General features: G+C 55.3%; 28 protein-coding genes. 14 read left to right on the forward strand and 14 right to left on the reverse strand.

Annotation, left to right across the window (positions count from 1 at the left end; translation table 11 throughout):
• Positions 1-106: 106 nt before the first annotated feature.
• The 5 genes from NST04_RS27965 to NST04_RS27985 all read left to right on the forward strand — a co-directional run bounded on the left by NST04_RS27965 (position 107) and on the right by NST04_RS27985 (position 4,032).
• Positions 107-1,864 (forward strand): sensor histidine kinase, encoded by a 1,758-nt coding sequence (locus tag NST04_RS27965; protein ID WP_341187176.1) that lies wholly within the window; start codon positions 107-109, stop codon positions 1,862-1,864.
• 28 nt (positions 1,865-1,892) lie between these two features.
• Positions 1,893-3,050 (forward strand): response regulator, encoded by a 1,158-nt coding sequence (locus NST04_RS27970; protein ID WP_341187177.1) that lies wholly within the window; start codon positions 1,893-1,895, stop codon positions 3,048-3,050.
• Positions 3,051-3,255: 205 nt separating this feature from the next.
• On the forward strand, positions 3,256-3,510 hold the full coding sequence (locus tag NST04_RS27975) for a hypothetical protein (protein ID WP_341187178.1): 255 nt from the start codon (positions 3,256-3,258) through the stop codon (positions 3,508-3,510).
• Entirely contained in the window at positions 3,507-3,683 is a 177-nt protein-coding gene (locus tag NST04_RS27980) for a hypothetical protein (protein WP_155991288.1), read from the forward strand. The genes NST04_RS27975 and NST04_RS27980 overlap by 4 nt, the downstream gene beginning before the upstream one ends.
• Complete coding sequence (locus NST04_RS27985; protein ID WP_341187179.1) at positions 3,670-4,032, forward strand: hypothetical protein; 363 nt, start codon at positions 3,670-3,672, stop codon at positions 4,030-4,032. Before NST04_RS27980 ends, NST04_RS27985 begins: the two co-directional genes overlap by 14 nt.
• A gap of 13 nt (positions 4,033-4,045) precedes the next feature.
• On the opposite strand, the gene NST04_RS27990 is transcribed toward NST04_RS27985, so the two are convergent.
• Together NST04_RS27990 and NST04_RS27995 are read right to left on the reverse strand one after the other, a co-directional pair.
• Entirely contained in the window at positions 4,046-5,362 is a 1,317-nt protein-coding gene (locus tag NST04_RS27990) for an ATP-binding protein (protein ID WP_341187180.1), read from the reverse strand.
• A complete protein-coding gene (locus NST04_RS27995; RefSeq protein ID WP_341187181.1) occupies positions 5,359-6,093 on the reverse strand; it encodes a LytR/AlgR family response regulator transcription factor in 735 nt (244 codons plus the stop codon). The genes NST04_RS27990 and NST04_RS27995 overlap by 4 nt, the downstream gene beginning before the upstream one ends.
• A 135-nt stretch (positions 6,094-6,228) precedes the next feature.
• Between NST04_RS27995 and NST04_RS28000 the strand changes: the two genes are divergently transcribed.
• The 5 genes from NST04_RS28000 to NST04_RS28020 all read left to right on the forward strand — a co-directional run bounded on the left by NST04_RS28000 (position 6,229) and on the right by NST04_RS28020 (position 10,155).
• On the forward strand, positions 6,229-7,173 hold the full coding sequence (locus NST04_RS28000; protein ID WP_341187182.1) for an ATP-binding cassette domain-containing protein: 945 nt from the start codon (positions 6,229-6,231) through the stop codon (positions 7,171-7,173).
• Positions 7,170-7,967, forward strand: a complete 798-nt coding sequence (locus tag NST04_RS28005; RefSeq protein WP_341187183.1) for a hypothetical protein — start codon at positions 7,170-7,172, stop codon at positions 7,965-7,967. The genes NST04_RS28000 and NST04_RS28005 overlap by 4 nt, the downstream gene beginning before the upstream one ends.
• Before the next feature lie 31 nt (positions 7,968-7,998).
• A complete protein-coding gene (gene msrA, locus NST04_RS28010; RefSeq protein ID WP_341187184.1) occupies positions 7,999-8,955 on the forward strand; it encodes a peptide-methionine (S)-S-oxide reductase MsrA in 957 nt (318 codons plus the stop codon).
• A 74-nt stretch (positions 8,956-9,029) separates the two neighbouring features.
• On the forward strand, positions 9,030-9,761 hold the full coding sequence (locus NST04_RS28015; protein ID WP_036693754.1) for a ZIP family metal transporter: 732 nt from the start codon (positions 9,030-9,032) through the stop codon (positions 9,759-9,761).
• A gap of 94 nt (positions 9,762-9,855) precedes the next feature.
• The gene (locus tag NST04_RS28020; RefSeq protein ID WP_339222639.1) at positions 9,856-10,155 is read left to right on the forward strand and encodes a hypothetical protein; all 300 of its coding nucleotides are present in this window, start codon (positions 9,856-9,858) and stop codon (positions 10,153-10,155) included.
• Between the two features lie 90 nt (positions 10,156-10,245).
• On the opposite strand, the gene NST04_RS28025 is transcribed toward NST04_RS28020, so the two are convergent.
• From NST04_RS28025 to NST04_RS28040, 4 genes are all read right to left on the reverse strand, one after another.
• The gene (locus tag NST04_RS28025) at positions 10,246-11,154 is read right to left on the reverse strand and encodes an aldo/keto reductase (protein ID WP_341187185.1); all 909 of its coding nucleotides are present in this window, start codon (positions 11,152-11,154) and stop codon (positions 10,246-10,248) included.
• 730 nt (positions 11,155-11,884) lie between these two features.
• A complete protein-coding gene (locus NST04_RS28030; RefSeq protein ID WP_341187186.1) occupies positions 11,885-12,874 on the reverse strand; it encodes an aldo/keto reductase in 990 nt (329 codons plus the stop codon).
• Positions 12,875-12,969: 95 nt separating this feature from the next.
• Positions 12,970-13,812 carry an AraC family transcriptional regulator gene (locus NST04_RS28035; protein WP_341187187.1) on the reverse strand — a complete coding sequence of 281 codons (843 nt, stop codon included), beginning with the start codon at positions 13,810-13,812 and terminating at the stop codon, positions 12,970-12,972.
• Between the two features lie 165 nt (positions 13,813-13,977).
• Entirely contained in the window at positions 13,978-14,289 is a 312-nt protein-coding gene (locus NST04_RS28040; RefSeq protein WP_051493345.1) for a (2Fe-2S) ferredoxin domain-containing protein, read from the reverse strand.
• Between the two features lie 341 nt (positions 14,290-14,630).
• Here NST04_RS28040 and NST04_RS34080 point away from each other — a divergent pair, with 341 nt between their 5' ends.
• On the forward strand, positions 14,631-15,521 hold the full coding sequence (locus tag NST04_RS34080; RefSeq protein ID WP_445667960.1) for a general stress protein: 891 nt from the start codon (positions 14,631-14,633) through the stop codon (positions 15,519-15,521).
• Positions 15,522-15,683: 162 nt separating this feature from the next.
• Entirely contained in the window at positions 15,684-15,845 is a 162-nt protein-coding gene (locus tag NST04_RS34085) for a hypothetical protein (RefSeq protein ID WP_445667961.1), read from the forward strand.
• A gap of 93 nt (positions 15,846-15,938) precedes the next feature.
• Here NST04_RS34085 and glpX read toward each other — a convergent pair whose 3' ends face one another.
• The 4 genes from glpX to NST04_RS28070 all read right to left on the reverse strand — a co-directional run bounded on the left by glpX (position 15,939) and on the right by NST04_RS28070 (position 19,761).
• The gene (gene glpX / locus NST04_RS28055; protein WP_341187188.1) at positions 15,939-16,934 is read right to left on the reverse strand and encodes a class II fructose-bisphosphatase; all 996 of its coding nucleotides are present in this window, start codon (positions 16,932-16,934) and stop codon (positions 15,939-15,941) included.
• 25 nt (positions 16,935-16,959) lie between these two features.
• Complete coding sequence (locus NST04_RS28060; protein ID WP_341187189.1) at positions 16,960-17,760, reverse strand: pyruvate, water dikinase regulatory protein; 801 nt, start codon at positions 17,758-17,760, stop codon at positions 16,960-16,962.
• Between the two features lie 18 nt (positions 17,761-17,778).
• Positions 17,779-18,423 (reverse strand): helix-turn-helix transcriptional regulator, encoded by a 645-nt coding sequence (locus NST04_RS28065; RefSeq protein ID WP_341187190.1) that lies wholly within the window; start codon positions 18,421-18,423, stop codon positions 17,779-17,781.
• 387 nt (positions 18,424-18,810) lie between these two features.
• Complete coding sequence (locus tag NST04_RS28070; RefSeq protein WP_341187191.1) at positions 18,811-19,761, reverse strand: DMT family transporter; 951 nt, start codon at positions 19,759-19,761, stop codon at positions 18,811-18,813.
• A 262-nt stretch (positions 19,762-20,023) separates the two neighbouring features.
• On the opposite strand from NST04_RS28070, the gene NST04_RS28075 reads away from it, so the two are divergent.
• Entirely contained in the window at positions 20,024-21,448 is a 1,425-nt protein-coding gene (locus tag NST04_RS28075; protein WP_341187192.1) for an aminotransferase-like domain-containing protein, read from the forward strand.
• 185 nt (positions 21,449-21,633) lie between these two features.
• Positions 21,634-22,374 (forward strand): hypothetical protein, encoded by a 741-nt coding sequence (locus NST04_RS28080; RefSeq protein WP_341187193.1) that lies wholly within the window; start codon positions 21,634-21,636, stop codon positions 22,372-22,374.
• A gap of 408 nt (positions 22,375-22,782) precedes the next feature.
• Here NST04_RS28080 and cysC read toward each other — a convergent pair whose 3' ends face one another.
• The 4 genes from cysC to NST04_RS28100 form a co-directional block, all read right to left on the reverse strand.
• Positions 22,783-23,343 carry an adenylyl-sulfate kinase gene (cysC, locus tag NST04_RS28085; protein ID WP_341187194.1) on the reverse strand — a complete coding sequence of 187 codons (561 nt, stop codon included), beginning with the start codon at positions 23,341-23,343 and terminating at the stop codon, positions 22,783-22,785.
• Complete coding sequence (locus NST04_RS28090; RefSeq protein WP_341187195.1) at positions 23,343-24,212, reverse strand: STM4011 family radical SAM protein; 870 nt, start codon at positions 24,210-24,212, stop codon at positions 23,343-23,345. Before NST04_RS28090 ends, cysC begins: the two co-directional genes overlap by 1 nt.
• Positions 24,209-25,567 (reverse strand): STM4012 family radical SAM protein, encoded by a 1,359-nt coding sequence (locus NST04_RS28095; RefSeq protein WP_341188072.1) that lies wholly within the window; start codon positions 25,565-25,567, stop codon positions 24,209-24,211. The genes NST04_RS28090 and NST04_RS28095 overlap by 4 nt, the downstream gene beginning before the upstream one ends.
• Before the next feature lie 73 nt (positions 25,568-25,640).
• Entirely contained in the window at positions 25,641-26,426 is a 786-nt protein-coding gene (locus tag NST04_RS28100) for an STM4013/SEN3800 family hydrolase (RefSeq protein WP_341187196.1), read from the reverse strand.

Consider the following 26,426-nt stretch of genomic DNA (forward strand, 5'->3'; position numbering starts at 1 on the left):
CCTGTCATGGAAAATCAAGGCGTGGACACCCCAACCCGGAAGGTGCTATCCTAACTTAATAGAATTTGTTATTAAGGGAGACGCAGCCGTGGAAAGTAGGCACTGGATGTCGATTATGCTTTTTATTGCAGCAGCACTGATGCTGTTTGTCTCGTTTCTGTCGTACCAGAAAAGACATCTGCCTGTTGCCAGAACGATGATTCTGATTATGCTGACAGCAGCCTTCTACGCCTTCGGCTATGGTCTTGAGCTGCTTAGCGGGAACTTAAGCCAGGTGAAGCTGGCGCTGCACATTCAATATCTGGGTATTCCCTTTGTCTCCACCTTATGGCTGGTGCAAGCAATTCAATTCACCGGAGCCGCTGCGCGCTTCCGCAAGCGACTGATCGCCCTGCTGTTCCTGATCCCCGCCGTCATCTTCATCCTGCAGCTCACCAATGATTGGCATCATCTAATCTACCGGGAATTTCTGCTGAATACGGACCCTTCGGTCTCCTTGTATTACACCGTCAAGGGGCTGTGGTATAACATCCATGCTGCTTATAATTATCTGGTGCTGCTTGGCGGGATTGCGCTGTTCATATCCATGTTTGTACGGGCGCTGCCGATTGTACGCAAACAGATTGCTGTGCTGCTTCTGGGTGCGGTTGCGCCTATGCTGCTCAATCTGTTTCTGTGGACCGGAACCCGAATTGATCTCACGCCGTTCGGATTTGCAGTGTCGGGCATCGCCTACGCCTGGGGCATCCTCAGATTCAACCTGCTCCGCCTGACTCCGCTGGCTATGGCGCAGGTGTTCGAGACGATCCGGGACGGTGTCCTTCTGTTCGATTATGAGAATCAGATCGTCAGCTACAACCGTGCCGCAGAGAAGATGTTTCCCGAGCTTGGGAGCAGGCGGCGCTACCCGGCGGATATGACGGAGGTGCTTGCCGGCAGCGGGGAGCTGCTTGAACGTCTCAGGGGCTTAAGCGATGAGGACGAGCGGTTTGCCTACGAGCGGCTCCAGGCTGGCAGGCGTCTGTACTATAATTGCAGTCTGTCCTTCATTCATGATACAGGCAGCACCCCTATCGGCAAAATCCTCTTGGTCAGCGACATTACCGAGCTGAAGGAGAGCGAGGTCCGGCTGCGCGAGAATGCCCGGCAGCTGTCCGAGCTGAATGCCTTCAAGGACAAGCTGTTCACCATTGTGGCCCACGATATCCGCGATCCGGTAGCACTGCTGGTCAGCCTGACAGAGCTGCTGGGCGACGGGCTGACAGCTGCAGATGGGGAGCATGCGGAGGTGGTGCGGGAAATTAAAGGGCAGGTGCGGAATACGTTCCAGCTTGTTGACAATCTGCTGGACTGGTACCGCAGCCAGAAGGGGACGGTGTCGTTCCATCCGCAGGCCTGGAGTGTGCAGCAGGTGGTCCGGCAGGCCCTGATGCTGGCGGGTACGAAGGCCGGGATGAAGCAGATTCGCCTGACGGAGCGCATCGGCAGCGAATTAACCGTCCGGGCGGATAAAGAGATGCTGGATCTGATCCTGCGCAATCTACTCTCTAACGCTATCAAATTCACTGGGATAGGCGGCTCTATTGTGGTTGAAGCACTGCTTGAAGAGGACAAGGTGATCTTGTCTGTCCGCGATGACGGGATCGGTATTGATGAAGCGACCGCAGACATGCTGCGCCTGGAGGAGCCGATTCTGAAGGCGCCGCTGGGAGAGGAGGCAGGAGATGCCCGCTTCGGCCTGGCGCTCGCGCGTGAATTCGTGCGCATTCATGGCGGGAGCCTGTGGTTTGAGAGCAAGCCGGGTAGTGGAACCACCTTCTTCTTCACCTTGCCGGGATCGGCAGGAGGCGAACGGATGGAGTAACGGGCAGCGGGAGGGAGGAGATATGCAAATGAAGGTTATACTGGTCGATGATGAACGGATGATGCATCTGATCCTTAGCACTATGCTGCTTAAGCTGCCTGAAGTTGAGCTTGCGGGTACGTTCACAGATACGAAGTCGGCTGCTGCCTTTCTGGTGGAGCACCCGGATGTGGAGCTTGCCTTCGTAGACCTCTCTATGCCGGGAGAAGGCGGCATGGCCTTTGCAGCCAGGCTGGCGGCTGCCGGTTCTCCGGTGCAAATTGTGTTTGTGACCTCACATAAGGAATTTGCCCTGGAGGCTTACGACTTGTCCGTGCTGGATTATTTGGTCAAGCCGGTCTCCCAGGAGCGGCTTGCGCGCACAGTGAACCGGGTGCTTACCCAGCGGCGGGCTGCTCCGGCACGGCTCTCCCCCCAGCCGGAGGTGCAGGCTCCGGCCGGTTCCGGCCGGGTAACGCTCACGATGCTCGGGGATGTTGCCGTCAGCAGCGGGGCAGGCCGGGTCAAATGGACCTCCCGTAAATGTGCTGAGCTGTTTGCCTATCTGCTGCTGCTCCGGGGGAAGCGCGTCCCCCGTTCCAGGCTGGTTGCGGATATCTTCGGCGGCATGCATAAGGCCAATGCGGAGAGCTATCTTAACACTACCGTCTATCAACTGCGCAAATCTCTGGAGCCGCTGGGCCTGCGGGAAGCCATCCGTTCGGAGAACGACGGGTATGCGCTTGAGCTTCAGGCGCCGGTTATGGACTATCTGGAATTTGAACAGAAGGCATCCGCCTTGCACACCATAGAACCCCCGGATATAGAGAGGGCTATGCGTATCGAGCAGCTCTATACAGGGGAGCTGTTCGGCGACAAGGCTTATGTGTGGGCCATCCATGAGACAGAGCGTTATGCCGAATTGTATGCCTCCTTCGTCAAACGGCTGGCCGCAGCGCTCATTGCCAGCCGGGATTCCGCTGCGGCCTCCAAGCTGCTGCTGAAGCTGAACAAGCGGAATCCGCTGGATGAATCGGTGATCCGCCAGCTGATGGCCGTTCACGAGCTGGCCGGAGACAAAAAAGGTCTGAATGCCGTCTATACAGATTATGTACGGCTGCTGAGCCGCGAGCTTGGCATCAAGCCCTCCGGCGACCTGATCTACCTGTATGATTCCCTGGTCCGGCGGATCTCGGAACTCAAATAATCTCTGTTTAAGCCTTCTCCGGAGGGCCCGGATTACGGGTCCTCCGGTTTTTTTTTGCTGCTCAACCCAATCAGAATGGCAATTGCTAGAGTAGATTAGGTTGAGGGGGATTCTATAAAGTGGCGGCAATGGACTGCGCCATATGTGGACAAGAGGGTAAAGGCGCGAATCCGTTCCGATTACATTAGGAAATGGGGGGATACAGATGGATTTCAGTGCATTGACTGGCCTTTTCGCAGATAACAACGGTTCAGTCGTGCTGAATGTTCTGTTATCTACTGCCTTGATCTGGAGTGTTAAGCAAATTGCGAATAAAGAGAAAGTAATCCAGAACTATCAGAAACGCGATGAGGAGAATGAGAAGCAGCTTAGCGAATATAACCGTACGCTCGTGAAGCTGCTGATTGAGAGAGGAACCGCAGAGAGAAAACCTAATGATGAGGAGGTCGTCAACAAGTGAAGCTCCTCGATATCTTTCGCAAGCACGAGCTGAAGCCCAGCCGGGTCAAACGGGAAATTGAGACCCTGGGCCAAATTCAGGAGGCGTATGAATCCAATGATCTAGAGAGGCTTATTGATCTGCACCGCACTGGCTTAGGTAGAAGGGGAGATGATCTGCATGGACATTATTGACTTGGTACTGATTACACTGGAACTGATCGCCTTGATCGCTTTTACCGCATATGTTATCCGTTACAGCAAATATTTCATCGGACGGGGGCCTATGCGCACCTATAATTTGTATCTCCGCAGTGTGTGGGTAACTTATGGGGCGGTAGCGCTCCTGTGTCTCAATCTGCTGTGGGGAAGGCTGAACATCATTCTCGGGCTGAATTTGTCCGGCAGCTTCTCCGATATTCTGCGGGAGTATGTGCTGGTGCTGACGCTTGTCATGCTTGTATTCGCAGGCTTGATGCATAAGGAATTATGGGACAACAACCATAGGCCCAAGCCCCGCAGCGAACGCAAGAAACTGAAGTAGTCCCCATTCCCCATCATTCCCCCTCGGACACCTGTCCTCCGCCACGTTCATCTCTCTCTATATGAAAAAGCACCAGCTCCAGCTGAAACAGCTGGCCGCTGTAAGCAAGCTGAAACAGCCCGCCGGCCCGCTCCATCGTCTGGCGGATATTCCGCAGTCCGATCCCGTGGGAGCGCTTATCGCTTTTGGTCGTCAGCAGCTCGCCGCCTGGGCCTTGGAGGACAGACCCGGCATACGGATTCTGAATCCGTATAAATAAGCTGTCATTCAGATAATGCATATGTACCGCGATGTATCGTTCTGTTCCCTGTTCCTTGGGGATCAGGCTGACTGCTTCCCGTGCATTGTCAAGGGCATTGCCCAGAATAACGCTGATAACAGTGGTATCCAGCATCAGCCGGGGTGGAAGGCTCAGCTCCAGACGGAGATCTATCTCTGCTGTGGATGCTTCCTGCCGTTTGTAATCCAGAATGGAGTCAATAACCGGATTGCCCGTGTTGCAGTAGGCTTGGGCATGTCCAGCCGAGCCCAGCAGAGCGTCCAGCTCGGCTGTAGAGGCAGCTTCTTCTCCGCTGAGGAATCTGGAGCGCAGGCCCAGCAGAATATGGTTGAAGTCATGGCGGAACCGGAGAGCTTCCTCCTGAAATTCCCGGTTCCGGTGGTACTGGTTCACATAATAGCTGTTCTGCTGCTCCAGCAGCAGACGCTGGCTGCGTTCAGACTGTGTGCTCAGCACGCGGTCAATCAGGAGGAAGATCAAGAGATTGATAGCGAGCAGCAAGGCGGGAACGACAGGAAATAATTGCGGATATAGCTGGAAGAAGGGGCTGCCGGATAACTGCAGCAATACCGCAATGCTAAGACAAGGACAGAGCAGGACAACAGACCCTAACCATCCGGTCAGCTGGCTCCGGCCCTCGCCTTTCACCAGCCTGCGCAGCAGAAGCACGAGCAATAGTATGAGCAGCTTCGAGAGCAGCAGGCCGAGCCTGTAACCGAAGTCTGTACGCGGTAGAGGAACCGCTGCATCGCTGAGGATAATCACAGCAGAGATAAACACCGCAGCGTATAACTGCGAGGAAAGGCTGCCCCTGTAGAGCAGGGACAGAGCCAGGATCAGTCCGATATTGCCAGCCATCAGCAGCAGGCCGGGCAGGGAGCTGTGATGGAGCAGGGCATGAACACCTATATACAGCATGTAAAGGGCGGTCAGCCGCAGCCGTGATTCCACACGGCAGGTGAAGAAGCGGCTGAAGAAGAGATGCAGTATGACTGCCAGGAACGGTAGTACAGCGAGATAAATGATTTCATCGAGGAGTACGGAATTCATACCAGCTCCCCCCTGAAATTCAGATAGGCCCTGCGCACAGCGGGGCTATATTTGCTGCTGACCGGCAGCTCACAGCCGGTGGTGAGCATGATTTTTTTGGCGCTGATGGCCTGGATTGAATAGAAGTTCACGATATAGGACTGGTGAATTCTTACGAAATGGCTGGACGCCAGCTTCTGCTCCTCCTCTATTAGCTTCCCGTAGTATTGCAGTGTCCGATCATGAGTAACCAGTATAATCCGCCGGATGCTGCTCTCCAGATAATGAATGTACTTGTGAGGAATCCTTAGTTCCTGGTTCTTCAGCTGTACCGCAAGGAAGTTAGTCCGGCCCTGCTGCCGGAGACGGAGGGTCTTATGTATGGCCCGGACCAGCTTCTGCTTGAAGATCTCCGGCGTTACCGGCTTTTTCATGAACCCCGACGGACGCAAGTCAAACAGCTGCATATGGTATTCTTCATGGCTGGAAATATAGATAAGCTGCACCGGATCATTGCCGTCATCTTCCCTCAGCAGTTGTCCCGCCGCAATGCCGCCCAGACCGCCCAGCTCAATGTCCATCAAGATAATATCGAAAGGGCTGCCATCCCGGAGGGCCCGGGCAAAGCTTTCTCCTGAATAATATATGGAAATTTCAATAGGCTCGTTCAAGTGTTCCCCGGTTTCCAGAATCAGGCGCTCGGCCTCTCCGGCTGCGCGGGGCTCATCGTCACACACAGCAATATGAATCATCGGCTTCTCCACCTTTGCATTTATCCCTACATTATACATTTTCATCCTCAAAAACGACATGATCTCGCGTGAATATGACACCTGCGTTAGCGGAGGGAACACCAGATGGTATCGTTAAGCCGTCAACAGATTTGAATGGGAAAAGGAGTGTTTGCTTTGACGGCAACGGTATTTGAGGCTGAGGGCTTATCCAAGGAGTACCCTACAGGAGCGGCGCTGGATCAGCTCTGCATGAGAATTGAGGCGGGGGATGTATACGGTTTCGTGGGGGAGAACGGGGCAGGCAAAACAACGCTGATGAGAATCATCGGCGGTCTGGTGCATCCGACAGCCGGAAGGATGGCCTTATTCGGAGAGCAGAGCAAGGAGAAACAGATTGCGGCCCGACGCCGGATCGGCTTCCTGATTGAACGGCCTTCGCTCTATCCGCATATGAATGCTATGGAGAATCTGGGCTTTTACTGCCGGATCTTCGGCATCAGGGACAAGGGCAGAAGTGCTGAAGTGCTGAAGCTTGTAGGTCTGGATGAGGCGGGACCGAAGAAGGCGGGCGAGTATTCGCTTGGCATGCGCCAGCGGCTGGGAATTGCCGTGGCCCTCCTGAACCGGCCGGAGTTCCTGGTGCTGGATGAGCCGGTGAATGGACTCGACCCTGCGGGAATTGTGGAGGTCAGGCATATCCTGGAGCAACTGTCCAGGGAACAAGGCGTGACTCTGCTGATCTCCAGCCATATTCTGAGTGAGCTGCAGCTGCTGGCCGGTAAATACGGCTTCATTCATCAAGGCCGGCTGATTCAGGAGATTTCGGCTGCTGAACTGCAGCGGTCTGCGCAGGTGATGATCTGTATTACCACATCTTCTCCTGCAGCAGCTGTAGCTGAAATGCTGAAGCAGGAGCTTGGCCGCGGGGATATCCGGGTTAAGCAGACCGGAGAGATCGAGCTTCCCAGAAGCGGGGTGGATCTGGAGCGACTGATGTCTCTACTCGTGCAGCGGGAGATTCCGGTTGACGGCTTTCAGCTGACGGCGCCCAATCTGGAGCAGTATTATATGGATTTGATCGGGGGCGGCGGAAGATGAGGAACTTCTGGCAGGCTGAAATCTATTATTTGCGTAAGGATCTGGCCTTCAAAAGCGTTACCGCAGTCTTCGCCTTAGCCAGCCTCGCACTTGTTCTACTTCTGGGCGGCAAAGGCGGCTATTCCTTAAGCAGTTATGCAGAGCCGCTCAAAACGGCTGCTTCATTCTCTATCCTGTTCTATCTGGTTATTCCGCTGCATGCCTGTTTTTTTGCAACCGAAGGCTTTGAGCATGGCTCGGTGCAGAATATTATTGCTGCCGGGCATGGCAAGATGAAATACTTTACCGGTAAATACGTGCTGGAGCTGCTTGCCGTTCTGGGCTGGCTGCTGGAGTTCTACGGTTTATATTATCTCTTCTCTCTGGCGGCAGCGCTGATTACAGGAGCTCCGGTGGGACATGCCGGATATACAGAGGATCTGGCGGCTGGTCTGACAGCCTTGGGACTGAACCTGCTCTATCTGGCAGCTTATTGTGCAGCAGTCATGATGCTGGGGATGCTGATCCGCAAACCGGCTTCGGCGGTGGTGGCCGCATTCTTCTTCATCTTCGGTAACCTGCTGCTCAGCGGGTATCTCAAGGATGCCTCCTCAGCGGTTCTTCGCGCAATTTCTGAGCATTCCCTGATGACGCAGATTTTCAAGTTCTCGGGGATATACGTGGAGAACTCACAGCTGATCCTACTCTCAGGGGCGGAGGATTATATACGCGCGTTGTGGATTCCTGCAGCTTGGATCTTGCTGTCTCTAACCATCACCCTGACCGCTTTGGAGAAGCGGGATATTCAGATATAATAGGGGAAAAGCATGCAGGGAGGCGGTCTGTTTGACTTCGAATGATACGCTGCAGCTGGCGACCTTCGCCGGCGGCTGCTTTTGGTGTATGGTCAAGCCGTTTGACGAGCTGCCGGGCATCGTCTCGGTAGTGTCAGGTTATACAGGCGGGCACACGGAGAATCCGACCTATGAAGAGGTAGGGTCGGAAACTACCGGGCACCGGGAGGCGGTGCAGATTGTCTATGATCCGGAGCTGTTCCCATATGAACGGCTGCTGGACATCTATTGGCAGCTGATCGATCCGACGGATGACGGCGGGCAGTTCATGGACCGGGGCCTTTCTTACGCTCCGGCGATCTTCGTTCAGAATGAAGAGCAGCGGAAGCTGGCGGAGCTGTCGAAGGAGAGGCTGAAGGCCAGCAAGCGCTTCAAGGCGCCGATTGTGACGCCCATCCTGCCGGCTGCGCCGTTCTATCCGGCGGAAGCGGAGCATCAGCAATATTATCTGACCCATCCGCTGGATTATAAGCTGTATCAGAAGGGCTCGGGCCGTGATGACTTCACAGCGCTGCACTGGAACAGCCGTGAGGACAAGAAGCGGCTTCGGGACCGGCTTACAGAGCTGCAATATGAGGTCACCCAGAACAAGGGCGCGGAGCCAGCCTACCAGAATGCATATTGGGACCACTTCGAGGAGGGGCTATACACGGATGTGATCAGCGGTGATCCGCTATTCAGCTCGGCAGCCAAATTCGATTCCGGCACAGGCTGGCCCAGCTTCACGGGTCCGGTGGAAGAGGGGATGATCCGGCGGGAAGCCGATTATAGCGGCGGGCAGGTGCGGACCGTGCTGCGCAGCAGGCTGAGCGGAGCTTATCTGGGGTATCTGACCTTTGACGGGCCGGAGCCGGCGAAGCAGCATTATCATATCTATTCTGCCGCCCTTCAGTTCGTCCCGAAGGCGGAGCTTGAAGACCGGGGGCTGGGACGGTATGTGAGACTCTGAAGCTTAGGTCATATTTATAGCTGCCTTGAGCATATGCTTGATCTATAGTCCTGTCCACAAAAGGGGTTGAAGATTTGGCGGGTGCACTTTTAGGCAGCTTTTTGTCTGCAATGGCAACAGTGCTGGGGGTTATTCCTATTCTGTTCGTAAGGCGGCTGTCGGAGCTGTGGAAGGATGTGCTGGTGGCCTTCACCGCCGGGATCATGGTCTCTGCAAGCACGTTCGGGCTGATGCCGCAGGCCATCAAGGAATCGGGCATTACTGCACTGACTCTGGGGCTGATTACCGGCGTATTGCTGCTCGATCTGATTGAGAGCCATATACCGCATATCGATGTGGAGAATAAGCCCGGCCTCAGCACTCTGGATTCCAAAGCGCTGCTTGTCATGATTGCGCTGTTCATTCATAACATCCCCGAAGGGCTCAGCACAGGCTTCAGCTATGCCAGCGAGCAGACAAGCCTTGGCCCGATGGTGGCGATTGCGATCGGTGCGCAGAATATGCCGGAAGGGCTGATTCTGGCGATCTTCCTCATGAATGCCCGCGCCAGCCGGCGTAAGGCGTTGACGATAGCAGCGTTGACCGGGCTGATGGAGATGGTGTCGGCCGTGATCGGGTATTTTACAGCCAGCTATGTACAGAATGTGGTCGGGTACGGTCTGGCATTCGCTGCCGGAGCGATGCTCTTTATTGTGTATAAGGAGCTGATCCCGGAGAGCCATGGTCACGGATATGAACGGCCTTCCACGTATTCGTTTATCTTCGGGCTGCTCGCGATGGTCTATATTACGCAGTTTTTTGGCTAGGCTGCTTCAGCAGCAGTGTCATTTGCATCTGCCTGCCGCAGCCGCTATACTATAACGCAATCCCCGGTTCCTATGGAGAAGGAGTGGTGACACGATGGTTAGACTGGAATGGGAAGCTGTATTATCCTTCGTACTATTGATTGCTTCATACCTGTGCTTATACGCGGCTATTCAGAAGCGGACGAATTTCGCCCGGTACAGCATGACGGTTCTCCTGATAGCCAGCGGAGCGCCGCTTGCTGTGATGCTGATTCTGGAGAGCAGAAGGGAAGCGCTGGATGCCAATATCGGGCTGGGCATGGCGTTCCTGCTGACCTGGCTCATTACCGCAGTGGTATTTGTGGCTGCATTGATTACGTGGATAGTTAAGGCAAGGAAACGCGCTCATAGGTAGAAAATGAAGCAAGGCAAAAAATAAGAAGCTGTCCAGAGACTGTAACGCCTACAGTTTCCGGACAGCTTCTTCTGTTAGGCGTAGGCTGCTCTATACGTGCAGGGTATACCGTCCTGCTTTGCTGGCACCCCGCACAGCTTCAAGCTCAAGTGCAGAGAGCGGCTGCGAGCGGGCAGCCGCCATATTCTGCCGCAGCTGCTCCAGGCTGCTGGCCCCCGGGATGATGGCCACAACCGCCGGATCGGCCAGCGGATATTGCAGCGCAGTCTGCGTCAGCGTCCGGGTAAGGGTGGTCTGGCTCATCAGCTGCTCATGCAGCGCCGTGAGCTCGGCCTGCGTATAATCCAGATACGCCCGCTGCGCCTTACTATGGCCATGATCGGTCAAAATGCCGCTCGCCAGCGGCCCCCGCGCAATCAGGCTGATGCCCGCGCGGCCCAGCAGCGGAAGAATGCTCTCCTCCGGGCGTCTGTCGAGAATGCTATATTGGCTCATCACGCTGACGATACCGGAACGCTGCACATATTCCCGGATCACGTTCGGCCGGATGGAGGAGATGCCGTAATGACGGATCACCCCTTCCCGCTTCAGCTCCTCGAAAGCTTCAACCGTCTCATCGATATCATCCTCCAGCGTTCCTCCATGCAGCTGATATAGGTCAATATAATCGGTCTGCAGCCTGCGCAGGCTCTCTTTCACAGCGGAGCGGATATAGGCCTTGGAGGCATCCCAGCTCCAGCCTTCCTTGCCGGGAATTCTGCGGTTGCCCACCTTGGTCGTCAGGATCACGTCGGCGCGGCGGTGCCGGATGGCCTGACCGACAATCTCCTCATTGCGGCCCTCATCGTAGAGGTCGGCAGTATCCAGGAAGTTAATTCCGCGTTCGAGCGCTTCGTGGATAATGGCGGTGGCCTGCGCTTCCTCGGTCCCCAGCGACATGCAGCCAAGCCCCATGGCACTTACATGTAAATCAGATTGCCCCAGTCGGTTAGTCTTCATCGGATGTCCTTTCGTTACGCAGTGATGGGTATTGATGGTTATGAATGAGTTCATTATAGCATTCAGGCATAGCGTAAGCACCCGGGCGGGACAGCTTCAAGGTTCAACTGGTGCAGCATCAGCCTTTAAATTGTGGTTGGGCGTGATGAGACCTGAAGTTTTAAAAAGAGTAAAAGTATTAGGGGGAATTGTATGTGAAAAACCGAATACAATGTGCCTGCGCGAAGGTATCAGGCCGAGTGTATGCGGAAAACCGAACATAATAGTTTTGGTGGTTCCGTCTTACTGATCCAATCCATGCTTGTTAATCCCTATCCACCCAAAATCTAACGGACCGGAGAGATCTTATCCCCGCGAAAACGCCACTTTTTGCAGCGTAACGGACTCAGTGGACCTTATCGTCTTTCTGCGAGACGTTTTGGAGCTGAATGGCAGGGGATAAGGTCCTTGCGGTCCGCTAATCGCCCAAGTGAGGACTTTCTTCCCGGATAAGAGCATCTCAGTCCGTTACGCTAAGCCAAACGCCCCTGAATAACAACGCCCGCTTGGAAAAATAGATGCAATTTGAAGGGAAATTGCGTCTGCTCCACTATTTTAAATCTGATAAGGTACGAGTCAGGGATATCTGTACAAAAAAAGAATCCTGCACCACCGCGAGCGGGTGGGCAGGATTTCCGTCATATCTGTAATCTGCAGACTCGGCAGGTGCAGTATCTGCCCCAGCCCCGGGTTATCCGCGCAGAATCGTCTCAATCTGCTCCAGCTCTTCAGTGCTTAGCTCAGGCGCATTCAGTGAAGCTACGGCATCCTCGATCTGGCTGATCTTGCTTGCTCCGATCAGTGCAGAGGTCACCTTGCCGCCGCGCAGCACCCACGATAAGGCGAGCTGGGACATTTTCTGTCCGCGTGCCGCCGCAATTTCATTCAGCTTGCCAACCTTGGCCAGTACCTCAGGCGTGAGCTCCTTCTCGGAGAGGAACACGCTGGGTCCGGCTGCACGGGAATCGGCTGCGATGCCGTTCAGGTAGCGGTCGGTCAGAATCCCCTTTTGCAGCGGGGAGAAGGCGATGGTGCCGATGCCCTCTTCCTCGAGCACATCCTGCAGGCCATCCTCGATCCAGCGCGACATCATCGAATAGTTCGGCTGATGGATCAGGCAAGGCGTGCCCAGGCGGCGGAGAATATGCGCGGCTTCGCGCGCTTCCTCCGGTCTGTAGTTCGAGAGGCCGACATACAGCGCCTTGCCCTGGCGGACCAGGAAATCAAGAGCGGACATGGTCTCTTCCAGCGGTGTATTCGGGTCCGGGCGGTGGTGGTAGTAGATGTCTACATAATCCAGCCCCATCCGCTTAAGGCTCTGATCCAGACTGGAAACCAGATACTTCCTGGAGCCCCATTCGCCGTAAGGGCCGGGCCACATGTAGTATCCGGCTTTGCTGGAGATGATCAGCTCATCGCGGTAAGGCGCGAGATCCGTCTTCAGCATCCGGCCGAAGCTCTCTTCCGCTGAGCCGGCAGGAGGGCCGTAGTTATTAGCGAGGTCGAAGTGGGTGATTCCTAAGTCAAACGCCCGGCGGACCATGGCGCGGCCGTTCTCGTACACATCATTGCCGCCGAAATTATGCCACAGCCCGAGGGAGATGGCCGGGAGCAGCAGGCCGCTGCGTCCGGTGCGGTTATATTTCATCTTGTCATAGCGTTCAGGATTGGCGATATACATATTGGATTCCTCCTAAGTTAGAGTTGTGCGAGACTTCATACCTCCCTAATTGTAGCGGATAAACGCTTTCAATCGTATGTCAGCAAGGAAGATTTTTATAGCACAATGTCCGTATCTGCATGGCGGAGCCGGTATTCTTTGGGCGAGCAGCCTTTCACCTTCTTGAACATCCGGGAGAACAGCAACGCATCCTGATACCCCACCGATTGCGAAATCTCCCCAATGGTGCAGCCTGTCTCCGTCAACAGCTCGCAGGCCTTGGACATACGGTATTGGAGCAGATATTGCTGGGGCGGCAAGCCGACTGTCCGCTTGAACAGCGCCGACATATATTTGCGGTCCAGCTTCAGGGAAGCGGACAGGCTCTCCATCGTCACATTCTCGGCGTAGTGGGCTTGAAGGTAATGCAGGCACTGCTCGACATAGACACTTCTGCTGCGCGGAGCCGGGCTGTCGGTAGCCGGGACTGTGCACAGCAGAAGGGAAAAGAACTCATAGAGCATCACCTTCAGCGGCAGATCCAGCAGCTCCCCGCTGCTCCCCGTCTCCGATAACCTGGCAGACAGCGAGGGCATCAGCACCTGGTCCATCGGGAACACCGGCTGCTCCGGGGTAAGCGAGGTCCGCGACAGCAGATAACTTGCCTCCTCCCCGGTAAAAGCAATCCAGGAATACAGCCACGGGTCGTCCTGATCTGCGGCATAATGCGTGACCACATGCGGATAAGTGAGGAAGGCCTGCCCTGCGTTCAATGTATGGGTGGCTTCACCGACGGTTACCGTGCCGGTTCCGGCGTGTATGAAGTGGATTTTGTACAGGCTGCGCACCCCGGGTCCGAACGAATGACCGGGTGTGCACTGCTCCTGGCCCCAGTAATGCAGATATAAGTCAGGATTGGCCCGGTGGGGGCGATGGGCGTTATATTTGAATACTGTCATGCTTGCAGCCTCATTTCCTAAAAGGATGTTGGCACTCCTAATGAACACATACCTCTAGTATACCTCAGAAGGAGGAGGACCGGACAACCGCAAATAGTCCCAGCCCGGGAAGGGGAGGGACCAGGAGTATGAGGCTGAATGCAGGCTGGCTGGGGATGCAGGGAATCAGGCTTCCATTTTGAGCATAACCAGCTCTTCTACAGGCTGACCGTTCACCAGATGCTCCTCCACGATACGGGCCACATCCTCCGTCGTTACATTGTAATACCAGACCCCGTCCGGATACACGATGACAAAAGGGCCGTTGCCGCATAGGCCGAGACAGCTGGTTTTGTTGATTTTGACCGTCTTGTTGATCCCTTGCTCCACCAGTTGCTCCTTGAATTCCTGCATGACATCCTCTACATCCTGGTTATTGCAGTGCTCACTGCAGCAGAAGAGCAGATGCTTCTTAAGTACCTTCAGACGCATATTCATCGCGGTTTCCCCCTGGATTCTATAAGAGTAGCTAACCTGTTATACGAGGAGTATAGTCTCTTTTGGCCGCGCTGTAAGGAGATTGGAGCATTGTTCCCAAAGGCTTAATAACTGCCATCAATTGGAGAATTCAGTGTGATCTAAGCTGACTTCAAATCACTGAATTTGTGGAAAATGTGTCCGGCAGGCAATTTCCTGTTTCATAAATTTTTTTGCGGAACCCGGCTCAAGATCGAAAGTTACCAGTTTCGCGGAGAAGGGTTTGGTTAAGTAAGGGATGTGAAAGTAAAGCGAGAGTCAAACCATTAACAACCTAAAACAGCTACCAGGAGGGAATCGTTATGAATAAGAAAATTGTAGGTGTGTTCCATACGGAGCATGAAGCTTCACGGGCGATTGAAGACTTGAAGGCGCACGGCTTTCTGACAGAGGATATCTCAGTGATAGCGAGAAATAAACGTGATGTGGAAGCGATCAACGATGAGACCGGGACGAAGGTGCCGGAGGGTATGGCTTCCGGGGCAGCGACCGGCGGTATCCTTGGCGGTGTGACCGGACTGCTGGCAGGTATCGGTGCTCTCGCGATTCCGGGAATTGGACCGATTATCGCAGCGGGGCCGATTGCAGCCACCCTGACCGGAGTAGCGGTAGGAGCAGGAACGGGCGGTCTGGTCGGCGGTCTGATCGGATTAGGCATTCCGGAGGATGAAGCCGCGAGCTATGACAACTATGTAGACGAAGGACACATTCTGGTTATGGTGGATGCAGATGTCTCCCGCGAACATGATGTATACACGGTATTCCGCAACCATAATTCGGCAAATGCTGACCGCTATATGAGGGATGCCGGCACTGCGGGAACGGCTGCGGATAGGAATGCTCCACGGGACTCCGTCACAGACGCGGTGGATGCGGCGTTCAATGGCTCAGGTCTGGAAGGCAGACATGATACTGGGCTGGACACGATGAATTCAGCCACAGAGCATGATCTCCCGGAGCGCAGCGCAGTGGAGGATATGAAACGGCCGGGAATGACAGGCGATCTGTATTCCGGCACGCGTAACGGCATCGATAAGATACCGGATCATACAGCCGACCGCAGGCTCCAGGATGAGGAGGACCGGCTGGCACAGGAAGCTGCCAGACAGGAAGGCGCACGTCCTGGAACCTTCGGTAAAGTGACAGAGAAGGATGACAGCGAGTTGCTCCGAAATCACGGGCGTATTCGTTAAGCGGCGCAAGAGCAGCGGATGACGCATAAGCATAAGATGATAAAAGACAAGGGTTTCCCGAAGTCCTGCCGGACTTTAGGGAGGCCCTTGTTTGATATAAGGTCTCAAAAGGGGAGATAGTAGGCTATTACGGGAAGAAGCGGTTCGGGGAAGACGACCCTATTGAATATCCTTGGGTTACTTGAAAAGCCTGATAGCGGCAGGATCAAATTGTTTGACGAGAAGGATCAGAGAATCAGTCCCCTCCGTAGAAACAGCTTCTCCGGTTTTCTGTGCAACTGGTTTTCAACAACCAGACTTTCCTGTGTTTTCGAGAAAATATAAGGGTTTCCGCGAAATCCGGCCGGACTCTGCGGAAACCCTTTTGTAGATCCATTGAACCGTTAGACTTCAGAAGATTCAACACCCGCTAAGGAACTACATAAAGGCTGCATTGGATCTGGCCGGAATGATCTCCGGAATATCCTTGCCGGGCAGGAAATGAATGCTGCGGATGTAGCGGATCGTGCGGCTCTGTGCCCGCATGATCACCGAATGGGTCTCGGCGCGTTCCTTGCCGATGAAGCGGACGCCGTTGAGGAACTCGCCGGAGGTCACTCCGGTTGCGGCAAAGATGACATCGCCTGTACCGACCATATCCTCCATGGACAGCACCCGTGTAGGGTTGTCAAGGCCCATCAGCAGACAGCGCTGCATTTCAAAAGGCCCCTCAGGGAGCAGCCTGCCCTGAAGCTCTCCGCCCAGGCAGCGCAGTGCGGCCGCCGCAAGTACGCCTTCCGGGGCTCCGCCGGAGCCCATGTAGAGATCGACATCGCTGTCCGGTAGCGCAGCGGCAATGGCCCCGGCGACATCGCCGTGATTGATCAGCTTGATACGCACTCCTGCTTCACGCAGAGTGGCGATCAATCCCTCATGCCGCGTGCGGTCCAGCACCATCACCGTCAGCTCCGGGAGAGCTTTGCCGGTGAGCATACTGGCCTTGCGCAGCGTTACTTCCACCGGATCGCCCAGGCTTAGCTTCCCGGCGAGCTCCGGCCCGCAGGCCAGCTTCTCCATATAGATATCCGGTGCATGCAGCAGGCTGCCTCTGTCGGCAATAGCGATCACGGACTGTGCATTATGCAGCCCGCAGGCGACTACCTCCGTTCCTTCCAGCGGGTCAACCGCTACATCCACGGAAGGACCCTTTCGGTTCCCGACACGTTCACCGATATAGAGCATCGGCGCTTCATCCATCTCGCCTTCACCGATCACCACAGTTCCGTCAATGGAGACGGAATCGAACATGGCACGGATTGCGGTTGTGGCAGCATCATCCGCCGCATGTTTGTCGCCCCGGCCAATCCAGCGGGCAGAGGATAAAGCGCCCAGTTCAGTGACCCGTACAATTTCCAGTGCCAATTCGCGTTCCATAAGGATCTCCTCCATTGTAGTTAAATTAGATATAACCCATAATAATGCCGGCGGTTTCTTCAATCGCCTTATCCGTAATATCAATGACAGGACAGCCCAGCTTGGCGAATAGGGCTACCGCATATTCCGTTTCTTCCGTAATACGTTCGAGGCTGGCATACTGCGAGCCAGTAGGCAAACCCAGCATCTTCAGGCGCTCGGAGCGGATCTTCAGCATATACTCGGGCTTCATAGTCAGGCCGATGATCCGGTTCGGCGGCAGGCTCAGCAGCTGCTGCGGCGGGCCGACCTCCGGGACAACCGGATAATTCACAACCTTCTTGCCCCGGTGGGCCAGAAAGATACTGAGCGGTGTCTTCGAGGTGCGGGACATGCCGAGCAGAACAATATCCGCCTTGAGCATGGCCCCAAGATCACGTCCGTCATCACAGGCAACAGTGAATTCAATCGCCTCAATCCGGCTGAAGTATTCCTCGTCAAGCTGATGCAGCAGTCCGGGCCGCGCCTCTGGCGCATCATCGAAGGTATCGATGAAGGCCTGCATCATCGGGCCCATAATATCAACAATTCGCAGATCGAGCCTGACGGCCTCCTCACGGATCATCTCCCGCAGCTCCGGCTGGACCAGGGTGTAAGCTACGAAACCCTGAAGCTGAGCCGTCTCTTCCATTAATTTGCGTAGTTCATCTTCATGTCTGACATTACCGTATCTTCTAATGGTGACACGCTGATTCTGAAATTGGTGGATGACGGCCTGCACGACAGCTTCCGCCGTATCTCCAATAGAATCCGAGCATATCGTAATGTAATGTGTGTCTGGCTCCATGCTCAATCGATTCCTCCGTTATCCTTTGGCTTCAAGCTCGAGGAAAAGCTTCACGATGGAAGTCTTCGTGAGCCGCCCTACTACGTCCAGCCCTGCATCGGACCCTTCCCCACTGCCTGAAACCACTACCGGCAGACTGTCTACCTCATGAACAATCATGCGCTGCGCGGCATCAAGCACCGTGTCATCGGGCGAGACCGTTACTACCTTGGGCTGGCGGGTCATCACCATGCTTACAGGCATTGTTACCGCGCCCGGATTGCCCAGTGTAACCTTGAGGAAATCCTTGCGTGAGGCGACACCGGTCAGTTTGCCGTCACTGCTGCAAATAATAAGGGTACCGACATCCTGCAAAAATAGCGTAACCACGGCATCCTGAATGGTTGTATTCTCACGGATAATCACCGGGATGCTCTGAATATCACTAACCTTGGTATCTTGCAGCAGCCCCCGGCTATTGTGGCGTGCTGCGGCTTTGGTGCCGGGGAAGTAACCGACCTTGGGCTTCGCGTCAACGTATTCTAGCATGACCAGAATGGACAAGTCCCCCCGGATCGTCGGCCGGCTGAGGCCGAGGCTTTCCGCGATTTGGTCACCGGTAATCGGCGCTCTTTTTTTCACAATTTCAATAATTTGCAATTGCCGGGTTGTCAGTTCGATCACAGTTTTCCTCCACTTTCCGGTTTACGTTATAGATACAGGTATTCCCCTTGTAGAAAAGGAGCACCGTACGCCGATTCCCCCTTTCATTCAGACGTCCTATTTGGGATAATATTCTCTAACTTTCTTATATAATACGCAATAATTATCGTTTTTGCAATATATAATACGTCATATATATTTTTCGAATATATATGACGCATAATCAGGATTGATTGTAGATGACATGAAGTTCATCAGATGAGGAATTGCAGCCGTTGAATTTGTATTTCAGCTCTGAAGTGAAGTAACAGATATGCCCGTCGGCGCTAAGCCTGTGAAGATAAAAGAACAGCCTGCATCCCTTTACGTCAGGGTGCAGGCTGTTTGTGTTCGGGAGAAGCGCAGCAGCTATTCCTGAACCAGGGGTTCAACGCTTGCTTTTGGCAGAACGGGGATTACCGGTTTAGGCTTGAAGAACAGCTGCTTCAGTGCGCTGGCATTCACAAGGATGGTTCCGGATATAATCGTGAACACGCCAAGCAGCGTTACCCAGGTGACCGCTTCGTTATAGAACAAGAAGCCTACGCCGACGGCAATCGGTGGTGAGATATACAGCCAGGTGGACGGGAAAACCGGATTCGTCTTGGAGACGAGCCAGTAGAACAGTGTATGTCCAACCATGGAGCCGACAACGGTCAGGTAGAGCAGGGAACCTGCTGTCTTGAACGATAACAGGAAGGACGGGTGCAGCGGCTCAGTGAACAAAGAGATGATGAACAGCAGCGCCCCGCCGTACATCATCTGGGCTGCGTTCAGAGCCACGGGGGACTCGCCTGCGAAGGTGGTGATTACTTTTTTGGAATAGATTGCCCCCGCCGCGTAGCAGAGTTCCCCAATCAGCACCACCACACAGCCGAGCAGCCAGAGCGGAGTAACATCAGCCGCCAGACTGGGCAGCACCAGCAGCAGGACCCCGGTGAAGCCGATGATACAGCCTAGCAGGGAGTAGGCGGGAGCTTTTTGGCGCAGGAAGGCCGTCTGCATCAGCAGAATCATCATCGGTCCGGTAGCTGACAATACGGCAGCAAGCCCGGAGGATACATATTGTTCCGCCCAGTAGAGAGCGGCGAAGGTGCCGAAGGTCAGGGCTGCTCCCGTGAGCAGCATTTCCTTGCGCAGCAGCAGGGAGAAGCGGGCTTTGCCCTTCAGAACCATGAACAGGAACAGCACCGCACCCGCCACGAAAAAACGCAGTCCCGCAGAGAAGAAGGGCGGCGCTCCGGCGTCTACGCCGATTTTGATGGCCAGGAAGGTAGTGCCGAAGATCAGACAGACAAGTGAATAAGCTAACAGAATCATGGTTCAGTTCCCCTTTGCGGTGGTAATGTGTCACCCTCTTAAAGATTTCAGTTAATCATATCCTCATAGGCACAGAACAGATTGAAGATAGTAGAACAGTTGCGGAGGGGAATGCTGTACAATAGGGCAAAGAGAAGCTAGCGGCGGGGCATGCGGGGATGTGTAGGAGCCGGCAAGCGTCAGCTGGAGCCGTGTCGAGTGAATATGGAGCGATGGAGCGGGGCGACCCCGGTATAGGTTGCAGAGAGGCGGTAGTTTTTTGATGGAAAAAATAGCGGGTGCCGGGCAGAATAATCCATTATTCCGCCAAGTCTATGAGTTCATGCTGAACCGGATGGAGCGCGGGGAGTGGAAGACTGGTGATAAACTGCCTTCGATCCGGCTGCTGGCGGAGGAGCTGGGGGTTCACCGGCTGACAGTGTTCAAGGCCTACCGGGCGCTGGCCGAGAGCGGCAAGCTGTATGTCAAAGACAAATCCGGTTATTATGTGGCGCCGGGCAGCAGGCTTAACCCTCCAGCGGACGAAGGGACGCCAGTGCCTGGATATATGGTCAGGAGCCCGATGTCCGATATTCAACGTATGCCCGTAGTGTACCAGTTCTCTCAGGCATTGGTTGATCCGGGACTGCTGCCGAACCTGTTCCTGTCCGATTATGTCAAAAAAGTATTCGATCTCTACCCGAGGGTCATGGGCACCTACGCCTCCGTACAGGGGGATGAAGAGCTGCGCGTTACGCTGAGCAGCCATTTCGAGGAACGTTATAGGCTCCAGCTGTCGGCCCGGGAGCTGCTGATTACCTCAGGCGCCCAGCAGGCAATCAATCTGATTGCCGGAATCATGCTCGGCCCGATGGATGTTGTGCTGGTGGAGCGGCCTACGTATAGTGTGGCGCTGGATATTTTCAAGCGGGCAGGGGCACGGCTGGTAGCCGTGGAGATCTCGGCGCAGGGCTATGATCTGGCGGCGGTGGAGGAGCTGATGCGCAAGGCTAAGCCGCGGATGTTCTACATCAACCCGACCCATCATAACCCGACGGGGTATACGGTTCCGGCGAAGCAGCGTAAGCTTCTGGTGGAGCTTGCGGAGCGCTACCGCTGCCTGCTCGTGGAGGATGATCCGTTCCGTGATATGTACTTCGGGGAAGAGCCGCCCGCACCATTCTTCGCCTATGATACGGAGGGCTGGGTCATTTATATCAGCAGCTTCAGCAAATATGTGGCTCCCGGCCTGCGGATCTGCGCGGTGGCCTGCCGTTATCCGTTCATGGAACGGCTGATCGCGGCCAAGTCCTTGGCGGACAACGGGACGCCGCTGCTGAATCAGAAGATTTTCCTGCATTATTACACTTCACCGCGCTTACAGCAGCATCTCGGCAAGCTGCGGATTGCCCTGCAGGTGCACAAGGAGATTATGGAGGAGGAGCTCGCGGCCACCGGCTGGGAATGGACAACTCCGCAGGGCGGCCTCAATCTGTGGGTCAAGCTGCCGGACAGTGTTCCGGTAACTCAGCTGCTGGCCCGTTGCCTGGAGCAGTCGATCTCCTTCGTTCCCGGTGAGCTTTGCGATCCGCTGGGGGAGATGAAATCCTGGCTGCGTCTTAGCTATTCTTTTGCCAGTGAAGCATTACTGCGTGAGGGAATGCAGCGGCTCACCGCCATTGCGCGGGAGATTGAGGCGGGGGAGTAGTCAGTGAGATAGGTGACAGGAATAGGAATAAGTAACGGGAAAGACGGTAACAGCTGATAGTTGCGGCTACATCTCTATTAGGTATGCTTAGCGAGTAACTGCGGCTATTTTGCTAAGATGGGACTTTTTGGGTTGTAGAGTAACCTTTCTCTGGAAGCTTCCGTCTGAGGGTTATGAGGAGCGTGATGATGATGGTAACGAGAAGGAAAATACGGAGCGCCTGGCTGATGGCTCTCTGTGCGCTAATTATCTTCATGACACTGCTGACTGTGCGCCCGCAGGTTACCTATGCCTGTTCTTGTGCAGTGTTTCCTTCACCGCTGGAAGCACTAGAGAAAAGTACGGCTGTTTTTGAGGGAACGGTAGTCTCGATGAAAGAGGAATTTAAGCTAGTACAGTCTAGTGCTGATCCGGTGCAGGTAACCTTTCAAGTGGGAGCCCGGTGGAAGGGGGATATGGGAGAGCAGGTGACTGTTAGTACCGCACAGTCTGGGGCGAGCTGCGGCTTCCAGTTCACCAAGGGTGAGCGTTACATCGTATATGCAGGCGAAGAGAAAGCAGGGGATGGGGGAGGAACAGCTAAGCTTACAGTCAGCTTCTGCAGCCGGACCGCATTCTTTTCTGGTGCGGAGGAGGACTTAAATGAGCTTGGCGCCGGAATATCAGGGGGCTCGCCCACGGAGCCGCCCGGGATCGCTGATGATCCAGGGGCGGTCTCTGGAAACTATCCAACATCAGCAAACCCTCCAGCTTCTGAAAATAGCACAACAACTGAAAAAAATAAAACAACTGAAAGTAATCCAACGGCCGTGCCTGAAACAAACTCTGCACCTTGGCTGCTATACGCCGGAGCGGGTGCAGGTATAGTAGTCCTTGGAGCCGCCGCAGTGATTCTCCTGCGCCGTCAATCTAACTCGCATAAGTAATCTGGAGTAGATTAATAAGGCGATACTACCTACACTATTGTGTTTGGTTTATCGTATACATTGGGTTTGATTACCCTCGTAGCAGCAATTGTGTTCGGTTTATCACATACAATTTGTTCCAATGTGCCTCCGAGTGCAGCAGATGCGGGCCAAACACATCAACGAGGTGCACTAGTGCACCTGAATTCAGCAGACGCGGGCTAAACGAGCGAATGAGGAGCAGTAGTGCACCTGAATTCAGCGCGGGGAAAATGAACGAATGAGGTGCACTAGTGCACCTGAATTCAGCAGACGCGGGGAAAATGAACGAATGAGGTGCACTAGTGCACCTGAATTCCCCGGATATGCGCTAAATAAACAAAGGAGGGGCATTAACGCCCCTCCTTATTCCACCACACTCCTATTCCATCAGAGCCGATAAAGCCGATGCTCCGTGAGCCAGCTGATCAGCTCTTCCATGCATTGCTCCGCTGTACGCTCCGCAGTGTGCAGCGTCAGCTCCGGGTCTGCCGGAGCTTCATAAGGATCGGAGATCCCGGTGAAGGCCGGGATCTCACCGGAGCGGGCCTTGGCATACAGCCCTTTGACATCCCGCGCTTCGCAGACGGGGAGCGGGCAGTCCACATAGACCTCGACGAAGCCCGGCAATTCCTGCCGGGCATAGCTGCGCATCTCGGCATAAGGGCTGATTACCGAGACTACGGTAATCACGCCATGCCGGTTCAGCATCCCGGCGAGGTACACCGCCCTGCGGATGTTCTCGAACCGGTCCTCGCGGCTGAAGCCGAGTCCCCGTCCCAGGCTGCGCCGCAGCTCATCGCCGTCCAGCCATTCCACCGCCTGCCCCTGCTCCCGGAGCCGGTCTGTGAGCAACGCGGCAAGCGTAGACTTGCCCGCCCCCGACAGACCGGTAAGCCATATCGTTAACCCGGCAGAGGTCTTGGGCACTTGTAGCCTACCAGTAGTCATTACTCTGTCCTCCCTGTGCCGTAAGGAATACGCTCCAGCAGGCCGGAGCCGTAGATCTGCTCCAGGCCCAGCTCCGGCATATGAATATAGCCAATGTAACAGTCGCAGACTTTCATCCGGCAGCTCCGCTGGGCAGCCAGCCCTTCCAGCCCGTCACGGTAGAGGTTGCCGATGACCGCGCGGTCCTTGTAGCAGCGCTTCACTAGCCCCGGCCCTTGCACATAGAACACGCTGTTGCCGGCATTACAGCTCGCGCCGAGGCTGTCGTAGTCCATCGCATTAATCTGGAAATGCGGATCGATGCCGCTAAGGAAGCTTATATCCTCCGGGGTATAATAATCCGGCTTGTCCTTGTAGGCATTCACCCACAGATAGACGTCCTCCGGCAAGGCCGCGCGCAGCGAGGCGATAGCCGGGAAGGCGCTATGCACCCCCACACTGCCCACACTGAAAGGAATGTCCTGCCGGTATACCTGCATACACTGTGCCAGGAACTTGTCCTCGCTTACCTGACCCGGATGATAAGTCGCCCAGAAGGCCGTCTTGGCCGGGTTCAGCTCTGCGGTGAAGTCAAGCCGGGCCGACAGATTGGTCTGGATGGCGACCTTGTCCACATGCTCCATATGGGACAGCGAAATCAGCGCCTCCCGGTACCAGCGGTGCGTCAAGCCCTCGCCATACGGATTGAAAAAGATAGACAGGCGGTGGCCTGCTGCCCCCTGCTCCGCTACCCAACGGACGAAGGTCTCAAGACCTGCGCGGTCTTTGGCGAGGGTGGCGGCGCTATCTTTGGTTTTGCCGAAGGGGCAGTACGGGCAGTCATAGTTACAGGAGGAGAGGGAACCCCGGTAGTAGAGGACAGCCTTCATGGCAGGACGAACTCCTTCATCTGCTCGCGGATCTCGCCGGAGATGAACCAGTCACCGATGGAGTCGGAGTACCCCAGCCCATCTGGAGTCAGCCGCAGAATGCCCTCATCATCCGTGGCGAACCCGCTCTGTACCAACAGGCCAAGCTCAGGATGGTCCTCCCATAGCGTAGTCCCGAACCGCTGGTTATAATCCGCAATCGTCAGCCCTTCGCTGTGCAGGGTTGCTTTTAGAATGAACCGGCGTTTCTGCTCGTCCAGGCTCAGTACGATGCCATAATCGGCTGTATCATAACGCTCTGCGGCAACATAATCCGCGATAATGCTCTCCGTGGCCTTGCGGCTGACGCCGTAACGGGAGGCATAATGCACATTCCGGGTATAAGACCGCGCGCCGCAGCCGAGACCGACCATCCCTTCCTCCTGGCAGCTGTAATCGAGAATATCCTTGCCGGTTCCGGCATCCTCTTTGGCGAATCTGCGCATAGAGTATTGGCGGTAGCCACGCTCTGCCAGTACTGCACGTGCTGCTTCATAGCATTCATGACGGATATCCAGCTGATTCACCAGGTCGCCCGGCTTCACAATCGTATGCTCACGGGTGTAGAGCGGGTAGAGGAAGATTTCCTCCGGTTCATGCAATAGCGCCTGGTTCAGCGAATAGAGCCAGGAGTCCACCGTTTGCCCCGGGAGACCGTAGATCAGGTCCAGATTGAGGATGGGAAAATCAAACTGTCCCAGCAGCTCCAGCGCACGGTACACCACCTCCGGGTCCTGCGGGCGGTAGATCGCAGCCGACTCGGCGGCCACGAAGCTCTGGATGCCCATGCTGACGCGGTCCACGGTGTGCTCCTTCAGAATCGTCAGCTTCTCCTCCGTCAGCGTCTCGGGTGAGGTTTCCACAGAGATAGAGGTGGTTCTAAGATCAACCCCCATGATATCCGTTGCAATCCTGAACAGCCGGTTCAGCTGCGCAGGAGCAAGGAGACTGGGGGTCCCGCCGCCGATGGCGAAGCGCGCGTAAGGCTTGTGACGGGTGAAGGCTGCCCACTGCCGGGCCTGCCGTTCCAGCGCATCCACATATTCGGCGTGGACATTCGCTCTTTTATCAGGCAGCGTGAACAGGTTGCAGAAGCCGCAGCGCGCGCCGCAGAACGGGATATGCATATATAAGAAAAAACTCTCCGCAGGCTCATCCCGCCACAGCTCCTCTAAAGGAAGGGGGGACGCGAACTCGCGGTAAGCGGTTTTGTGCGGATAGGAATAGAGATAATTGCGGTAAGGATGGGCCGTGATCTGCTCCGTCCATTGCTGAAGCTCCCCAGCGGAGAAGGGAGGGTGTCCGTCTTGGTTCATGTGATGCAGAGATTGCCGGATGGACGTCATACGTTCTCCTTCCTTGTGCGGGATCGAAATTTCAGTTCAATGCTTATAAAATAAATTCCCGGTACGGAACATTCCATACCGTGTCATGCGCCAGCCGGTGGCCCTGATAGCCGTCCTCGCCGTAAGCCGTACCGTGATCGGAAAAAGCCAGACAGAATACCGGATTGCCCCGCTTCCGGAACGCATCGAACAGACGCCCCAGCTCCCCGTCGGCATATCGCAGCGCTGCGCGCTGGCTGTCCACTGAGTCCTTGCGCGCACCCGGCAGAAACATATGGTTCGGGCCATGGATCGCCGAGACATTCATGAACAGGAACAGCCGCTGGTCCAGCGGGGTGCTGCCGAGCAGCTTGAGCGCGTGATTCACTTGATGCTCCGTCGAGCGCGGGTTCGTGACCCCGAAGGTCATCCGCCAGTAGCTCTGCTGGAAATAACCGGGGAGGACGCGGGCGAGGGGCACTTTTTTGCTGAAAAAGATCACGCCCCCGATACACACGGTCTGATAACCCGCCGCTGCCAGCCCCGACACCATGTCCGGTGTATCGAACAGCCAGGTATGGGGATGGGTCTTCAGCCCGGTATTCCTGGAGTGGAACAGCCGCACATGCTCAGCCTTGTTCGTGTTCGCCGGAGTGGGCAGGAAGCCGCCGAAGAAGGCATGATGGGCCGCATACGTGAAGCTGCCTGGGGTATGCCGCTTCTCCCAGGGACCGTTGCCGCACAGATTGGGGCAATTCGCCTCCTCCAGCACAGCCGCATCGTAGCGCAGAGTATCGAGTGTAATCATTAATATATCATGGGTGCCGACGATGGCATTCATATCGGTCAT

The sequence above is a fragment of the Paenibacillus sp. FSL H7-0756 genome (assembly GCF_038006765.1).
Lineage (GTDB): Bacteria > Bacillota > Bacilli > Paenibacillales > Paenibacillaceae > Paenibacillus_AQ.